This window comes from Nocardia vulneris (assembly GCF_001613425.1).
Lineage (GTDB): Bacteria > Actinomycetota > Actinomycetes > Mycobacteriales > Mycobacteriaceae > Nocardia > Nocardia vulneris.
This window is the reverse complement of the sequence record NZ_BDCI01000007.1, coordinates 276,415-292,797: the sequence shown is the minus strand read 5'-3', so window position 1 is coordinate 292,797 and position 16,383 is coordinate 276,415. Positions and strand designations below refer to the sequence as shown.

Sequence of the window (16,383 nt, the reverse complement as noted above, 5' to 3'; positions counted from 1 at the left end):
CGTTTGACTGATAGTCGCGAATATTTGCCGGTTCGGGCACGGCGGGGTCGCGCTCCGGGGTGGGAGCGCGACGGGGCCGGGTGGGTCAGGGGGTTGGTTTGCGGGTGGAGGGGAGGAAGGGGCGGAGGAGGTTTGGTTCGGTGGAGGGGCCTACCTGCCATTCGGCGATCCAGGGGCCGGTGCCTTCGCTGGGGTCGAAGACGCCTGCTTCGAGCCAGGTGTAGCGGCCGTCCAGGACGCCGCGGGTGAGGGTGCGGTCTTCGGCGTCGGTGTTGTCCCAGAGCGCGTCGAACAATGCGCGCACGCGGACCCGGGACTGCTTGGCGAAGATGTCGGCGAGCTCTTCGGCGGCCGCGGCCTCGGGGGCGTTCGCGGTGCGCAGCGCGTGCGCGCGCACGCAGGCCGCCGAGATCGCGAACAGTTCGGCCGCGATATCGACGATGCGGCCGAGGAAGTTCTGCTTGTACTCCAGGCCCGCCTGCCAGCGGCCCATGGCGTACATCAGCGATCGCGCCTGCTTGCGCGAGCTGCGCTCGACGAACCGCAAATGCTTTGCCAGCACCCCGAATTCGGAGAAGGTGGCCGGTGTGGTGCCCGCGCCGACCGCCAACTGCGGGAACCACTTCGCGTAGAAGCCCGCCGCGCCCACGGCCGCTTTCGCCTTGTCCTTGAACTCGGCCTTGCGGTCGACCAGCGCGCCGGCCGCGGTCATGTGCGCGTCGGCCATTTCCCGGGCGATCAGCAGCCGCATGATCTCGCTGGAACCTTCGAAGATGCGGTTGATGCGCAGATCCCGGACGAGTTGTTCGGCGCCGACGGCGCGCTCGCCACGGGCCGCGAGCGAGGCTGCCGTCTCGTAGCCGCGGCCACCGCGGATCTGTACCAGCTCATCGGCGATGGTGCAGCTCATCTCGCTGGCCCACAGCTTGGCCAGGGCCGCCTCGATCCGGATGTCGTTGCGCGCCTCGTCGCACATGGCGGCGGAGAGGTCCAGGGCCGCTTCCAGCGCGTAAGTCGTTGCGGCGATGAAAGATATCTTCTGCCCGACGGCCTCGTGCTCGCCGACCGGGCGCCCCCACTGCACGCGGGCGGCGCTCCATTCCCTGGCGATCTTCAGCGACCATTTGGCGGACGCGGTGCACAGCGCGGGGATGGCGAGCCGGCCCGCGTTGAGGGTGGTGAGCGCGATCTTCAGGCCGTCGCCCTCGCGCCCGATCAGGTTGGCCTTGGGTACCCGCACGTCATGCATCCGGGTGACGCCGTTCTCGATGCCGCGCAGACCCATGAACGCGTTGCGCCGCTCGACCGTGATGCCCGGCGAGTCGGCTTCGACGACGAACGCGGAGATGCCGCCGCGGTGCCCGTCGCTCTTGGGCACCCGCGCCATCACCACGAGCAGTTCGGCGACAACGCCATTGGTGGTCCACAGCTTGACCCCGTTGAGCAGGTACGCCTCGCCGTCGTCGGTGGGCACTGCCGAACTCGCCATCCGGGCCGGGTCGGAGCCGACGTCGGGCTCGGTGAGCAGGAACGCGCTCACCGCGCCCGCGGCGCAGCGGGGCAGAAACTCGGCTTTCTGTTCCGCGGTGCCCGCGAGCTTGAGCGGTTCGGGCACGCCGATCGACTGGTGCGCCGAGAGCAGCACGCCGAGGCTGGGGTGCGCGGAGCCGACGAGCATCAACGCGCGGTTGTAGCCGAACTGGGAAAGCCCTTGACCCCCATGGGATTCGGGGATCTTGAGCCCGAAGCAGCCGAGTTCGGCCAGGCCTTTGACGTATTCGTCCGGGATCCGGCCCTCGGTTTCGATCACCCGCCCGTCGATGGATTCGCAGAACGGCCGCAGCCGGGCCAGGTAGGCCTCGGTGCGTGCGGCGTCTTCCGCGCTGGGCCGTGGGTAGGGGTGGATCAGATCCAGCCGGAACCGTCCGAGAAACATCTCCTTGGCGAACGATGGTTTGGCCCAGGTGGTTTCGCGGGATTCCTCGACCAGTGCGCGGGCCTGTTCTTCGGTGGCGTCGACTTTCGCGGCAGTCGCCATGATGTCCTCCTCGGACGTGATCAGGATCACATTCGAGTGTAAGAACTTTAGTTACCGGCCGGTAGGGCTTCGGGTCGATTGGTTTCTATGGATCTCTAATGATCTTGATAGACAGCCTGATTCGCCGGTCGCCGCGATCTCAGACGCTGCGGAGGTAGCGGCCGAAGTGCGGGACCGTGAAGCCGATGGTGCCGCGCTCGGCCGAATAGATGAGCCCCTTCTTGATCAGTCCGTCCCGGGCCGGCGAGAGCGAGGCCGGTTTGCGGCCGAGTTCGCCGGCCACCGCCGCGGTGGCGACCGGACCGTCGTCGCCGGCCAGATCGGCCATGGCGCGCATGTACTCTCGCTCGGCGGGCGTTGCCCGTTCGTAACGGGAACCGAAGAAGCCCACCGCTAGTTCCTCTTCCGCGCTCGGCGCGGCCACGTCCACGTCCTCGGCGGTGATCGGACTCTCCGGCGCCTGGTCCCAGGCCGCTTTGCCGTAGGCCTGCACGAAGTACGGATATCCGTCGGCCCGCTGGTACAGCGCGTCCAGGGCGTCGTCGGTGAACTTCACCTCTTCGCGCTGCGCGGGCGCGATCAACGCCAGATCGGCGGCTGCGCGGTCGAGCCGGTCGATGCGGTGATAGCTGAACAGGCGCTCGGAGTAGCTCTTCGAGGCGGACAGCACCGCGGGCAGATGCGGCAGTCCGGCGCCGACCACGATGAGCGGCGCCGCGTCCTGGCTCAATTCGTGGCAGGCGCCGCAGATCGCGGAAATGTCGGCCGGGCCGAGATCCTGCATCTCATCGATGAAAATCGCGATGCCGACACCGATTTCGCCGGCCAGCGCCGCGGCCTCGACCAACAACTCGACCAGATCGATCTCGATGTCACCGGAATCGGCGCGCCCGGTGACCGCGGGCACGTCGATGCCGGGCTGCCAGCGTTCCCGCATGCCCTTGTCCGCGGTGGCGCGCAGCGCGAAGGCCTTGAGGATGCCGAGGAAGTCGTCGACCCGCTCCGGATTGCGATGCGCCATCGCGATCGCGCGCACCGCCATGTGCAGCGCGGAGGACAGCGGGCGGCGCAGTTCCTGGTCCGGCCGCGCCTCGATCTTGCCGGTGCCCCAGCCGCGGGAGATGGCGGCGGAGCGAAGTTGGTTGAGCAGCACCGTCTTTCCGACGCCGCGCAGCCCGGTGAGCATCACGCTGCGTTCCGGGCGGCCCCGCGCGACGCGCTCCAGCACGATGTCGAAAGCGGTGAGTTGCTTGTCGCGCCCGGCCAATTCGGGTGGGCGCTGTCCGGCTCCGGGAGCATACGGATTCCGCACGGGGTCCATACCCGCACACCGTAGCTCGTCCGGTCCGGGAAATCTGCCGATATCTACGGCGTGTCCTAGATACGACTAGCGGTGGGTATTGCACGATTGCTCTTGTACTGCGGAAGTCACTACGCTGAGGGCGATTCCAGCGAGTATCGGAGGGGCATGTCCGACGAACCCACCCCGACCACCACCGCCGAGGTGGTCGAGTCCTGGAACGTACCGGCCGGCGCCACCGTGGCGCGGCGCATTCGGTCCAACATCCTCGTCGCGATAGAACGCGGCTATGACGATCCCCAGCTGGTGGCCGACCTCGCGGTGGGGCCGCTGGTGATGGCGCTCGGTCAGCTCGAGGTCGGCCTGGCCGACGCGCAGCGCCGGATCGTCGAGCTGGAACAGGCGCTCGGCGGCGACGGCCCACGTTCCGCCGGTCGCGAATTCTGAGGCCTCCCTGTCCGATTCGTCCCGTCGCGCGCCGTTCCGTGACCCCCGCGCGCGGCGCGATATCGTGTCGTGACCCGCTGGGCGTGTCGCAATTTCGGGCGATCGTCCAGGCACTTTCAGTTCGGCTTAAAACATGCTGGTCTGTGCGCTGGACAACACCGCGTCGGCATCGTAATCTCTTCGTGACTTAGTGGAGTCCTGTCGTTTCGAAAGAGAAGCGGCGCCACGGAGTTACCGCCTTATCGGCTGTCGGGGCCATCTACCCGGCTGTCGTGCCGGGATCACCCGAGTGTGTTGGTGACGGTGATGCCTTGCGGCCATTTTCTGGTCAGCTGCCCGGTCGGCGGGAGAGCACGAAGATCGGAGACGTAGCTCGGTGGGTAAACACAGCTTGCAGCGGGATTCTCGCTTGCCGAATTCCGTCAAGGGTGCCGTCGTGATGGGCGCGCTGGCCGCAACGACCGGGGCCATGCCCGCGATCCCGGCGATGGCCGCGACCATCAACATTCCCGGTGTCGGCAACTTCGATGTTCCTGTCCCGCAGGAATACGAGGCGCCGGTCCAGCAACTCAATCAGCAGATCCAGCAGGCTGTCTCGGCGATGCCGAACGCGCAGGCCCCCGGCGCCCAGCAGCAGGTCGCGCCCGGCGTGCCGAACTTTGCGCCGAACCTGCCCGGTATGTTCAACCCCGCGCCCAGCGCCAGCGATATCGCCCTGGATGCCGCCAAGACCAAGGTCGGCGCGATGTACTCCTGGGGTGCCGCGGGCCCGTCGAACTTCGACTGCTCGGGTCTGGTCCAGTGGGCCTACCGTCAGGCCGGCGTCGAACTCCCCCGCACCAGCTTCGAGCAGTCGCACGTCGGCGCTCCGGTGGCCTTCCACAATCTGCAGCCCGGCGACATCGTCGTGACCAACGGCGGTGCCCACGTCGGCATCTACGCGGGTGACGGCAAGCTGCTGAACGCGGTGCAGTCCGGCGAGCCGGTCACCTACACTTCGCTGCGCGCCGATCAGGTGGTCACCGCGCGCCGTATCGTGTAAAGCGTGCCCCGCGCCGATAACGGCATCCGTACCCACGGAACTACGAATACTGCGACGCAGGCCCGAGTCGATTCCTGGACTTGGGCCGTGCGCCTGTTCAAGACGAGATCCGCCGCCGCCGAAGCGTGCCGCGGCGGACACGTACGCGTCAACGGCACCGCGGCCAAGCCCGCCCAGCCGGTCAAACCCGGCGACGAGGTGCGCATCCGCAGCGGCGGCATCGAACGCATCGTGATCGTCGAGCGCATCGTCACCAAACGGGTCGGCGCTCCGATCGCCGCCCAATGCCTGATCGACCGCTCCCCGCCGCCGCCCTCCCGCGAACTCCTCGCCGCCATGCCGCGCCGCGATCGCGGCTCCGGCCGCCCCACCAAACGGGAACGCCGCGAGACCGATCGCCTACTCGGCCGCACCGACGACGCCGGCCCGCTCGACGACCTCGGTCGACCCGACGACTAGAGCACGCCTCACCGAACGCGCCGAGATCTCAGCGCTCGTTTGTGCTGTCCGTCTGCGCCGCCCGGGCCGCGAGCCGGCTCGCCGCGACCGCGCCGGCGGCGATCGTGCAGAGCGCGCCCAGCATCAGTGCCGCGGCCTCCCCGGCCACCAGTACGTGCAACTCGGTACCGACCGTGACGGCGGCGACCGGCACTCCGATCTGCGCGGCCGCGAGCGCGCCGTACCCGACCGGCTGCCCGGCCAGGCGCGGGGCCAGATGGACCAGAAGCGCGCCGGCGCCCAGCGCCAGACCCAGGGCGATCAGTCTCGGATGTTCGCCGAAGTCCCGCAGATTGAGCCGGGCGCCGAGCCAGACGAAGAACAGCGGCGCGAGGAAGCCGTCGCTGATGGCGAAGAGCTGGCGCGCCACCCGCCGCGGTTCGCCGACCGCGGCCACGGCCAGTCCGGCGGCGAAACCCGCCAGCATGATCGAGACGCGGGTCTGCGTGGCGACCGCGCACAGCGCGAACAGCACCGCGAGGCTGACGCGCAGCTCCAGGGCGAGTCCGCGATCCTCGGAGATCCGGTGCACCCGCCGCCGCGCACCCGACTGCTCCACCCAGCGCAAGAGCGCGAAAAGTAGGACGGCACAGGCGGATACCGCGAGCGCACCGAGCGCGGCCCGCCCCGCGTGCCCGGGATCGATCGCCAACGGCAGCGCGACCACACAGACGGTGTCGGCGATCGCGACCTGCGCGGTCAACGCGAGCACCGGCTTACCGCGCAGCCCGAGCGAGTCGATGATCGGCAGCACCAGCGCCGCCGAGGACGACGCGAGCAGCACCGCGTACATCGCGCCGTGCCCGGTGCCGAACCAGTGGGCGATGCCGAAACCCGCTGGCACCGCGAGCAATCCGACGAGCACCGCCCGCAGTGCGCCCACCCCGAGCGCGGCGCGCACCGTCGGGTCGCGCACCGGCACGTGGGTGCCCGCGACGAACATGACCACCGCGAAACCCATGTCCGCCAGGAACGTGAAGATCGGATCCGCGCTGTGCAGCACGCCGAATCCGGTGGCGCCGAACACGATTCCCGCGACTACCTCGCCGAGTACCACCGGCAGGTGCCACGCACTGCGCAGCGCGAGCAGCGGACCGCACAGGCCCAGTGCGAGCACCAGCGCGAGGGTGGAGAAGGTCACGGCAGGGCGGCGATCTTCGCGGGAATGGCGATGTTCTCATCGGCCCAGTGGATGGCGCACACCCGGTGGTAGCCGTCGGCGATCACCAACGGGGTGCCGGTGCGAAAGTCGCCGCGCACCAACAGGATCGGTGACAGCGACTTACCATTGTTGATCTTGATCAGGTCCCGCCGCACGTGCGCGTTCTCCGGCGGCAGCAGTTCCAGCCGGGCGGCCCGCAGAATATCCTTGGCCTTCTTGTACGACAGGGGTGCGGCCCGCAGGTCGTCCACCACGGCGCGCACGATCTTCGGCCCGGCCAGCAACTCCAGGTAGTCGGCCGCGGCCGGATAGTCGTGCTCCTCGGGCTCGGCCTTCCACTGCACGGAAATCGTCTCGGTCGCCATGCCCTCATCTTGGCGGCCGACGCGCCCGATCAGCGGGACCTCGGCGGTGTTTCGGCGCAGCTCAGATCATCGCGACCGGGTCGAGGCGCCCGGCGAGGTAGCGGGCCCGGCACTCGCCGCGCCGCAGCTTGCCGCTGGTGGTCTTGGGTATGCGGCCCGGTTCGACCAGGAGCACCGCGCCGGGCAGCACCTCGTGCGCGGCTGCGACCGCCGCGCGGATCCGGCGGGCGAGCACCGAGAACTCGGTGGGTTCGACGGCTTCGACGGTGCTCAGCTCCGCGACCACCACGAGGTCCTCCCGGCGTCCGTCGTCGTGCCCGAACACCGTCACGTGTCCCGGCCTGACCTCCGGCGCGCACGCCTCCACCGTCGCCTCGATATCGGGTGGATAGTGATTGCGGCCGTCGACCACCACGACGTCCTTGCGGCGACCCGCGATATAGAGCTGATCGTCGAACCAGAAGCCCAGGTCACCGGTGCGCAACCAGTGCACGTCGCTGCCGGCCAGGGCGGCCTGGAAGGTCTCGGCGGTGGCGTCGGGCCTGCCGAAGTAGCCGTCGCAGACGTTGGCGCCCGCCACCCAGATCTCTCCGACCCGGCCGGTCGGCAGCTCGACCTGGGTGAGCGGGTGCACGATCCGCACGTCCTGTCCGGCGGGCACGCCGCAGCCGACGAGCGCCGCGCCACCGAACGGTTCGTCCCCGGGCACCAGCGCGACCACTCGGCCCTCGGCCAGCGCGGCACGGTCGAAGCGCTGCGCCACCGGCTCTTCGTCCCGGGCGCAGACGGTGACCGTCAGCGTGGCTTCGGCGAGCCCGAAGCCCGGCGTGTGCGCGTGCTGCCGGAAGCCGTAATCGAGGAAGGCGGTGCTGAATTCGTCGAGCGCCTCGGCGCGCACCGGCTCGGAGCCGTTCAGCAGCAGATCGAGCCCGGACAGGTCCAAACCCGCCCGCTCCTGCGGCGTGGTCGCCGAAACCGTCAGGGAAAGACCGAAGTTGGGCCCGCCGGTGATGCCGACCCGATAGTCGCTGACGGCCCGCAGCCAGCGGATCGGCCGCTTCACGAACTCGGCGGGCGCCATCGTGTAGCCGGGCACCCCGCAGTAGAGCGGTAGGGACAGACCGAGGATCAGGCCCATGTCGTGGAAGAACGGCAACCAGGTCAGGATGGGCTTGTCCGGTGTGGGCGCCAGCGCGTGGCACAGTTGTTCCAGGGCCGCGGCCATGTTGGCATGGGTCACCTGGACGCCGGTCGGTGCCTGCGTCGATCCGGAGGTGTACTGCAGGTAGGCCAGCGTGCCGCGCAGCGGGTCGATCACGGGCTCCGCCGAATTGCCCGGTGGCACGGCGGGTGTCACGGACACGTCGGGTGGCAGCCGTACCACCTGGCCGAGTCCTGGTCCGAGCACTGCCGGACTGGTCACGTCGCTGTGCGCGAGCAGGGCGGCGGTCGGCCGGGCGTCGGCGAGGACGGCGTGCAATCGTTCCCGGTTCCGCGTGCCCGCAGCCGGAAACAGCGGTACCGCAATGCGATTGCTGTACAGGCAGGCGAGAAACGCGACGGCGTAGTCGAGTCCGTGCGCGCAGAGGATCGCGACCCGATCACCCGGGGCGCTCGCGCCGCGCAGTCGTGCGGCGAGTTCGCCTGCCGCGGAGTGCAAACGGGCGTAGGTGATCGAGTGCGGCAGACGTTCGTGCATCCGGTACCGCAGTTCGGTGTACGCGATGACATCCGGGTGCGACGCGGCCTGTTCGGCTACTCGCACGGCGAGACTGTTGCGCATCGGGTCGGTCACGGGGCCTCGCACGCGGGTACGGGAGCGACCTCGTCGGTCGTCAGGAGATAGGTGTCGCTGTAGCGCAGCACCTGGGTGAGCAGGCCCGCGCCGCGCCGCGCGGCACCGGTGCGGGGCAGCGCGGGGCCGTCCGGATCCGCCATCGATCGATCCCAGCCGATGCTGAGCACCCGGCGGCCGGTGTATACCGAGGCCAGCGCGTCCATCGCGGCGTTGGCCGCGGCGTCCGCCGCTCTGCCCGGCGCGCCGAGCGCACCGGTGGTGGCCGAGCACAGCAGGACGAAATCCGTCGGGTCGGCGGCGGTGAGCTCGATCAGATTGCGGGCGGCGTGCAGTTTGGGCGCGAACATCGTCGCCAGCGCGGCGGGGGTGACGGCGCCGAACGCCGCGTCGGTACCGTCGGCGGCCGCATGCACGACGCCGCGGATGGTGGACCCGCACTCCCGGATGTCGTTGAGCGCGTTGGCGAGATCGCCACGGTCGGCGGCGTCGCAGCGCACGACCACGATCCGGTCCTCCCATCCGTCGAGCAATGCGGGAATCGGGCGCGGCGCCCGGGTGAGCACCACGACATCGCGGGCGCCGGAATCGAGCAGCCAGCGCACCGCGATCGAACCGAGCGCGCCCAAACCACCGGTGACCACGTAGGTTCCGGCGATATCCACGGTGGCCGGCAGCGAGCGGCGGCGTGCGTGCGCGAATCGGCGCACGGCGAAAGTGTCTGTGGACAACCGCAATTCGGCCGGTACGCCCGGGGCATCGGTGACGAGTAGGCGGCACAGCGCGGGCAGGTCCGCGTGGTCGGTGTCGGCCCATACCAGCCGCACCGTCCGTTCGGACTCGCGTTGCAGCGACCGCACCAGCCCGGCGATCCCGCACGATGTCGCGAGTTCGCCGAGCCGTGGCGTGCCCGCGGCCGGGTCTCGCGGTGCCGGTAGCACGATCGTCACGGTGCGCGGGTGCGCCGCCGCGAGTACCTGCTGGAGCAGCACCAGCACGTGGCCGACGGAGGCCGCGCTGTCCGCCCCGGCGGCGCCGTCGAATTCGACAGCGGCCGAGCCGGTTTCGGACCAGACCAGGACCAGTGCGGCAGGTCCGCGCGCGAGCGCCGCCGCGACCAGTGGCCGCGCGGCCTCGGGTCCGTGCGGCACGCGATCGGTGGGCACCACCGCGCCGAGCGCGGTGCTCAGCCGAACGGCCAGATCCGAGTCGCCGATGAGCAAGACGCGCTCGACAAGTGGGTCCTGGTCCAGGTCCGGGAGATCCCCCGGTTGCCACGTCTCCTGACGGAACGAGAACGGGCGCTCGACGGGCCGCGGTGCGTCCGCGGCCGGAATGTCCGGCGCCGCGAACCGGATCCGTACGCCGGAGAGGGCCAGACACGGAACACCGTGCTGGTCGGTGCCGATCACGTCGCCGAGCAGACCGGTCGTGCTCCGCGTGCGCAGGAACGCGTGCGCCTCCAGCACGGTCCGGCGCGGCTCGGCGGACAGCCACGCCGATTCGATGCCGACCGGCAGCGGGATCGCGTCGGCCGGCGCGTCCTCGTAGCCGGTCGCGGCGAGGAGTTGCAGACAGCCGTCGACGGTTGCGGTGCTGTGCAATTCGGCGGCGTCGAACAGCCCGACAGCCTGCTCGGACCCGAGCGCGATGCCGCGCAGCACGCGCAGTCGCGGTCCGTAAGCCAAACGCCGGCAGCGCAGTTCGTCGTAGAACGCCGCGGGCGCGACGACCCGCATCCGGTGCCGTCCGGCCCGGTTGGTATCGACGACCCGCATCCATGCGACGATATCCGCGGGTGTGGGGTCGCCGCCCGGCCGGGCCGAAGCCAGCGCTGCGCCGTCGGTGACCTCCGCCCGCAGACTTCCCTCGCTGTCGAGAGCGCGGTAGCGGACCCGGGGCAGCACCGCGAACTCGGCTTGCTCGTGCACCACGAAATCGCTCAGCACGGTCGCGTCGGCGCCCGCGTGCCGGAGCAGGATCCGCAGCCAGAAGGCCGCGGACACGGTGGGCGTGCCGCACACCACGTGATCGACGAGTTCGTCCGCGGGCAGGGTCGGTGCGGCCGTCCGCGGGTCGGGCAGCGTACGCGGCCTGCGCCAGATCCGGCGCGGCGCCGCGACGAACGGGCCCTGCGCGGACCAGTCGACCGGCCGTCCGTCGAGGTGCAGCCGCGCCAGACAGGCGAGAAGATCACCGGCCTCGTCGGCACGGGTCGCCACCGGGTACACCGCATCGCGGAAATCGGGATAGGCACGGACCGCCGGGCTCAGCACGGGCTGCGGCGCGATCTCCACGACCGTGGTCACGCCGTCCACCGCCGCGTGCGCCAGCGCAGCGGCGAGTTGCACGGTGCCCGAGGCGTTCTCGGCCCAGTACCGGCCGTCCGTTGCCGGGCCGGTGAGCACCGCGCCGTGCCGGACCGTCGAGTACATGGGGGTATGCGGTGCGGCCGGACGTAGACCCGCGAGCGCGTCGAGGAAACCCGCGGGCACAGCGCCGGTCCGACCGTGCGGGTCGGCGTCGTCGGTGAGCCGGCGCGCGAACATGTTGCGGCGCTTGGCGCGTCGGATCACGGTCTCGATATAGCGGGCGCTGCCCGTGACGAGCACCGCACGCGGACCGTTCACCGCCGCGAGGTGGACGTGTCCGCGCAGCGGCTCGATGAGCTTCGCCGCATCCTCCGGGGTGGCGGTCAGCAGGGCCGCCGCGGTACTGCCCGGCGCGGGCAATCTGCTGTGCTGCACCACGACCCGCGCGGCGTCGGCGAGTGGCAGCGCACCGCTGACCGCGGCCGCGGCCAGCTCACCGAGCCCGTGTCCGGCCACGGCAGCGGGCCGAATCCCCCACGCCGACAGCAATTCCGTCACCGCCACCTGGAAGGTGAACAGCGCGGGCACGACGAGCGCGCTCGGGTGCGCGCCGCTCGCGGCACTGCCGCCCGGCGCGGCGAGCGCGAAGCCGTGCTTCGGTGTCCAGCTGCGCGGGCCACCCGCCGCGACGATCGTCTCGGCGGTCTCGGCCAGCGCGGCGGCGAAGACACGGTGCCGCGCGGCGAGCGCGCGGCCCATCGCGACGTGTAGTGCGCTCTGCCCGGAGAACAAGAACAGCAGACGGCCCGGCCGGCGTGCCGAGGAGGGACCGAGCACCGCGGTGCTCGCCTCACCGTGCGCCAGCGCGTGCAACTGCGTCATCGCGTCGTCGCGGTCCTGGGCCAGGACCACCGCACGCGCCCGCTCCGGGATCAATCGTGCTGCGGCCGCCGCGAACTCGCGCACCGAAGCGGGCGCGGCGCCACCGGCGGTGCGCTCGAGGCGCATCGCGTAACGCTGGGCCTGCGCGCGGAGTTCGGCGTTGTCCCGGCCGGTCACCGGGATCAGCACCGGCGGCTCATAGCCGCGCTCGGCACCGGTGGCCGGGCTGCGGCGCAACACCACCTCGGCGTAGGTGCTGCCGCCCGCTCGCACGCTCACCTGGACGAGCGCTGCGGCGGCCGTGGGTGTCTCGGCCGCATCGGGTTCGAGCGGGCGATCGCCGTGATAGATCCGGAGTGCGGCCTCGACCAGCTCGCCGACCGTCGCGACGGGTGGTGCTGCCGCGCTGTTCGCTCGCTCCGCCGGGGCCGCGGGGTGGCCGTGCGCACCGAAGGCCACCTCGGCGATCTGCGCGTACTGCCGATTGCCGTCCCGGGCCGCGTCCGCGGTGCGTTGCAGGATCACCACGGCGCAGTGCTCGGGCTCGGTGCCGCTGGTGTGAATCTCGCTGGTCGACAAGGGATTCGGGGGAGGCGCGGTGACGCCGCCGACGATGGCGAACGGTACCGCCGCGTCGTCGAGCAGCCGTACCGCCATGCCGAGGGCGGTCAGGAACGAGGCCTGCGCGCTGTCCAGGGTGAGGCTCGGCCCGTGCAGATCCAGCGCCGTGGACAACAGGTCGGCCGTGCCCGCGCCCGCTCCGAAAAGCACGGCGGCGCTGGAACCCGGTGCCCGGTAACCGATTCCGGCGTCGTCGAGCGCCTCGATCGCGACCGTCATGGCCAGTCGCTGCGCTGCGGCCATGGCCGCGTGCTCGCGTGCGGACAGGCCGAACCAGTCGTGGTCGAACGGCTCGATGCCCGCGACGGCGACCGGTGGCCGGGCGTGCAGCATTCGCCAGTATTCGCCGGCGCTCGCGGCCCCGGAAATCCGGCAGCCGATGCCGACGATCGATACCCCCGCTGCCGTCATCGCATCGCGAGATACTCGACCAGTCGATCGATATCGGGGTGGTCGTAGATCGTCGCGAGCGAGACCTCGACCCCCATGGCGTCCTCTAATAGCGCCGTGAGCCGGGCCAGCTGGGTGGAGTTCAAGCCGAGGTCGGCGAACGGTGCATCGGTGGCGACGGCGGTCGCGTCCACGCCGAGCAGTTCGGCCACCGCCGTGACCGCCGCGGTGGTGAGCGTCACACGCCGACTGTGCACCATTGAGCTCCGATCCATCCCAACACGCTCGACCCACCGTTACGACGACTTCATGCCGGTCGCCCGGGCACCCCCAGCGATTATGCCGAGATATCGGACGGTGGAGAAGAGTCTTTTGCTCGACCTTCGCTCCGACGCCGCGCATCGTCCGCACGGGCCGGGTCGAGCGTGCTGTGCTCAGCCGGCGCGCAGTTCGATCCGCAGGCCGTCCTTGGTGCAGGCCGAGGGCGTGCGGGGGTCCGGCTGGGCGTGGCACTGCCAGCCCTGGACGGTTTGCGCGTCGGTGTTGCTGACGGTCTGCGCGTATTCGGTTGCCACATTGATGGCTTCGGTGCAGCCCACCCGGCCGGCCGGCGTGCCCGGGGCGATGACGGTGCGGGTGCCGCCGCCCGCGTCGGTGACCGGGCCGCAGTTCACGTCCTCGACGATAGTGCCCGGGGCGGGGGTGACGCTGGGATCGGCGGCGTCCCTCGTGGTGGCGGCCGACGTCGGGTGGGTGGCGGTGCGAGCCGGCGCGGCGGCAGCGGAGGAGCCGGCGTGGGCGGCGTGGTCGGAGTGGTCGGTGTCGTTGGTACCGCAACCGGTCGCCGCGCCGACGACCGCGAGCGCGGTGGCGGCGCAGACCGCGAGGTGGGTGAGTTGCACAGTGCTGGCTCCTGATCTCGAGGCGACTACCGAGTTCCGTAGCCGTGGGGTTGCCGAGTCGAGCGAACGGTAAACCTTATTGTGCCGAGCCGCACCGGGCCTCAGCGGCGCGCGAGCAACGCCAGCACTCGCGCGGCGGTGAGCGAACCCGCCGTGGTGAGTTCGAGATCGGCCAGCGACGACTCGTGTGCCGCCGGGTCGGCCGCGGCCACACAGTCGGCCACGGGATGCACGGTGAAACCCAGATCGGTGCCGTGCCGAGCGGTTTGCTCCACGGTCAGGTTGGTCGCTACCCCGGTGAGGAACAACGTGTCGATACCGCGATCGGCGCACCAGGCGGGCAGTTCGCTGCCGGCCAGTCCGGACAGCTTCTGATTGTCGAACACCGCGGACGGTTGCCCCGTCATCTCCGGGATGAGCTGGCTACCAGGCGAATCCGGCCGGAATTCGGTCTGCGCCGCGCCGACCGAACGCATGAATCCGGTGTTGCGCACCAGCTGGCCCTCGCCCACCGGGATGGTGAAGCGGGTGAACAGCACCGGAACATCCTGGGCCGCAACCGCTTCGTGGAAGCGCACTGCCCGGTCGAGCACACCGGAGGCAGTCACCGGCCCGGCGAGCATCGGCCCGAAGAAACCTTCGGGCTTGATCACGTTCACCTGCCAGTGCAGCGCGAGGACGGCCGCGCGGATCCGAGGAATCGCCATCCGATCGACCGTACCTCAGCGCGGCGCGGTCAGGATGAATAATCCTTGCGCAGTTGTACTTTCACGACCTTGCCGCTGGCATTGCGGGGCAGCTCCGCGACGACCACCAGATCCTTGGGGTGCTTGTACCGCGCGAGATTCTCGTTGAGGAAGCTCGTCAGCTCGTCGAGGGTGAGTTCGTCGTCGGGACGGTGCAGCGCGACGACCGCGACCGGGACCTCGCCCCACTTCTCGTGCGCCCGGCCGATCACCGCGGCCTCGCGAATCTTGGGGTGGCCGAAGAGCACGTTCTCCACCTCGGCGCAGTAGATGTTCTCGCCGCCGGAGATGATCATGTCCTTCTTGCGGTCGACCACCCAGATGAAGCCCTCCTCGTCCTGGCGCACCAGGTCACCGGAGTGGAACCAGCCGCCCGCGAACGCCTCCGCGGTGGCTTCGGGCTTGTTCCAGTAGCCCTGCATGAGGGTCGGTCCGCGATAGACGATTTCGCCGATTTCGCCCGGGGCGACGTCGTTCATCTCGTCGTCGACGATGCGGGCCTGGATGGTCGGGATCGGCTTGCCGACCGAGCCGAGCTTACGCAACGCGTCCTTGCCCTCGAGCACACAGGTGATGGGCGACATCTCGGTCTGCCCGAACACCGCGACGTTGAACGCGTTCGGAAAGCAGTCCGCCATCGCCCGCAGGACCGAATCGGAGGCCGGTGCGGCGCCCCAGCTGAGCGACTCGAGCGCCAATTTGCGTTCGCGCACCGTCGGTTCGGCGCAGATCGCCTGCCACTGCGCGGGCACGCAGAACGCGCCGGTGGCCTGTTCGCGTTCGACGGCGTCGAGGAATTCGGTGGCGTCGAAGGCGCCGAGCGGGTGCAGCACGGTTTTCGCGCCGAGCACGAAATTGGCTGCGAGACTGCCGAGTCCGGCGATGTGGAACAGCGGTGAGGTGCAGAAGGCGATCGACTCGGAGGTGGCCGCCAATGCCCGGATCACGGTGAACGCCTGCGCGTTCATGTTCGCGTAGGACAGGATCGCGCCCTTCGGGCTGCCGGTGGTGCCCGAGGTGTACATGATCAGCGCCGGAGTGTCCTCCGGGATGTCGAGTGCCTGGTGCGGGACGCCGTCTTCGGCGAGTACGTCCTCGAAGCCGAGGACGCCGTCCGCGCCGGCGCCGCCGATCACGAAACATGTTTCCAGCGTGTCCGATTGGGCGAGCACCGCGGTGGCGAGCGGTTGCAGCAGGGTATCGGTGACTATCGCCTTCGCGCCGCTGTCGCTCACGATATAGGCGACCTCGGGCGGGGTGAGCCGGAAATTGACCGGGACGGCGATCGCGCCGAGTGCGTTGATGCCGAACACGGTCTCGATGTACTCGGGGTAGTTCAACGCGAGGATCAGCACCCGGTCGCCGAAGCCGATGCCGCGGCGGGCCAGCGCGTCGGCGAACTTCGACGAGCGTTCGTGCAGCTGCCGCCAGGTGGTGTCGGCGCCACGGAACCGCAGGGCGACCGCATCGGGCCGCATCTGCGCGTGCCCGGCGATCTGGTTGTTCCAGTGATTGCGCCGCGACCGGAGCGGCTCGTCGAGCGCGGTGCTCACCTGCCCCGACTGGGATCCACCCTGCGCACCGATGGTCATGCCACGAACTCCTCTCGGACCGCCGGCCGCGTCCGCCACGATGGCCGACCGCGCCGACGGCTGAACGACCGAAGAATAGCAAGTAACTTAACGCACAGACAAGGCTTCTGGTGCGGAACCGCCGTTAATCCGGCAAAAATGGAGCTGTATCGCAGAAAGTGCAACTGAGCTGGATATTTCCTGCTTATCGACTTGCTGCTCACCTCATGCGACGGCCGTCGGAGATGGTGATCGATGCGAATGACGGCTCACTTAGGAGTTGAATACGAGTGGATTCTCGTGTCACGATCG

General features: G+C 70.0%; 13 protein-coding genes. 3 read left to right on the top strand and 10 right to left on the bottom strand.

Translation table 11 applies throughout. The features are described from left to right. Window positions 1-85: 85 nt before the first annotated feature. Window positions 86-2,038 (bottom strand): acyl-CoA dehydrogenase family protein, encoded by a 1,953-nt coding sequence (locus NVU01S_RS10610; RefSeq protein WP_043664369.1) that lies wholly within the window; start codon window positions 2,036-2,038, stop codon window positions 86-88. Window positions 2,039-2,177: 139 nt separating this feature from the next. Beyond that, window positions 2,178-3,359 carry an ATP-binding protein gene (locus tag NVU01S_RS10605; protein WP_043664262.1) on the bottom strand — a complete coding sequence of 394 codons (1,182 nt, stop codon included), beginning with the start codon at window positions 3,357-3,359 and terminating at the stop codon, window positions 2,178-2,180. A 147-nt stretch (window positions 3,360-3,506) separates the two neighbouring features. On the opposite strand from NVU01S_RS10605, the gene NVU01S_RS10600 reads away from it, so the two are divergent. From NVU01S_RS10600 to NVU01S_RS10590, 3 genes are all read left to right on the top strand, one after another. Continuing rightward, window positions 3,507-3,785, top strand: coding sequence for a hypothetical protein (locus NVU01S_RS10600; RefSeq protein WP_043664259.1), 279 nt, complete (start codon window positions 3,507-3,509; stop codon window positions 3,783-3,785). A gap of 409 nt (window positions 3,786-4,194) precedes the next feature. Continuing rightward, window positions 4,195-4,827, top strand: coding sequence for a C40 family peptidase (locus NVU01S_RS10595; RefSeq protein ID WP_043664257.1), 633 nt, complete (start codon window positions 4,195-4,197; stop codon window positions 4,825-4,827). Between the two features lie 3 nt (window positions 4,828-4,830). Continuing rightward, window positions 4,831-5,286, top strand: coding sequence for an RNA-binding S4 domain-containing protein (locus NVU01S_RS10590; RefSeq protein ID WP_052280160.1), 456 nt, complete (start codon window positions 4,831-4,833; stop codon window positions 5,284-5,286). A 28-nt stretch (window positions 5,287-5,314) separates the two neighbouring features. On the opposite strand, the gene NVU01S_RS10585 is transcribed toward NVU01S_RS10590, so the two are convergent. From NVU01S_RS10585 to fadD5, 8 genes are all read right to left on the bottom strand, one after another. After that, a complete protein-coding gene (locus NVU01S_RS10585; protein WP_043664248.1) occupies window positions 5,315-6,466 on the bottom strand; it encodes a cation:proton antiporter in 1,152 nt (383 codons plus the stop codon). Beyond that, window positions 6,463-6,852 (bottom strand): hypothetical protein, encoded by a 390-nt coding sequence (locus NVU01S_RS10580; RefSeq protein ID WP_042259132.1) that lies wholly within the window; start codon window positions 6,850-6,852, stop codon window positions 6,463-6,465. The genes NVU01S_RS10585 and NVU01S_RS10580 overlap by 4 nt, the downstream gene beginning before the upstream one ends. A 61-nt stretch (window positions 6,853-6,913) precedes the next feature. Further along, window positions 6,914-8,647, bottom strand: a complete 1,734-nt coding sequence (locus NVU01S_RS10575; protein WP_244467101.1) for a fatty acyl-AMP ligase — start codon at window positions 8,645-8,647, stop codon at window positions 6,914-6,916. Further along, on the bottom strand, window positions 8,644-12,873 hold the full coding sequence (locus tag NVU01S_RS10570) for a KR domain-containing protein (RefSeq protein WP_043664244.1): 4,230 nt from the start codon (window positions 12,871-12,873) through the stop codon (window positions 8,644-8,646). Before NVU01S_RS10570 ends, NVU01S_RS10575 begins: the two co-directional genes overlap by 4 nt. Next, the gene (locus NVU01S_RS10565) at window positions 12,870-13,094 is read right to left on the bottom strand and encodes an acyl carrier protein (RefSeq protein WP_244467100.1); all 225 of its coding nucleotides are present in this window, start codon (window positions 13,092-13,094) and stop codon (window positions 12,870-12,872) included. Before NVU01S_RS10565 ends, NVU01S_RS10570 begins: the two co-directional genes overlap by 4 nt. A gap of 192 nt (window positions 13,095-13,286) precedes the next feature. After that, a complete protein-coding gene (locus tag NVU01S_RS10560; protein ID WP_043664238.1) occupies window positions 13,287-13,754 on the bottom strand; it encodes a hypothetical protein in 468 nt (155 codons plus the stop codon). 101 nt (window positions 13,755-13,855) lie between these two features. Then, window positions 13,856-14,461: a cysteine hydrolase family protein gene (locus NVU01S_RS10555; protein WP_043664234.1), complete on the bottom strand. Its 606-nt coding sequence runs from the start codon at window positions 14,459-14,461 to the stop codon at window positions 13,856-13,858. A 29-nt stretch (window positions 14,462-14,490) separates the two neighbouring features. After that, window positions 14,491-16,092 (bottom strand): fatty-acid--CoA ligase FadD5, encoded by a 1,602-nt coding sequence (fadD5, locus tag NVU01S_RS10550; RefSeq protein WP_052280159.1) that lies wholly within the window; start codon window positions 16,090-16,092, stop codon window positions 14,491-14,493. Between the last annotated feature and the right edge of the window lie 291 nt (window positions 16,093-16,383).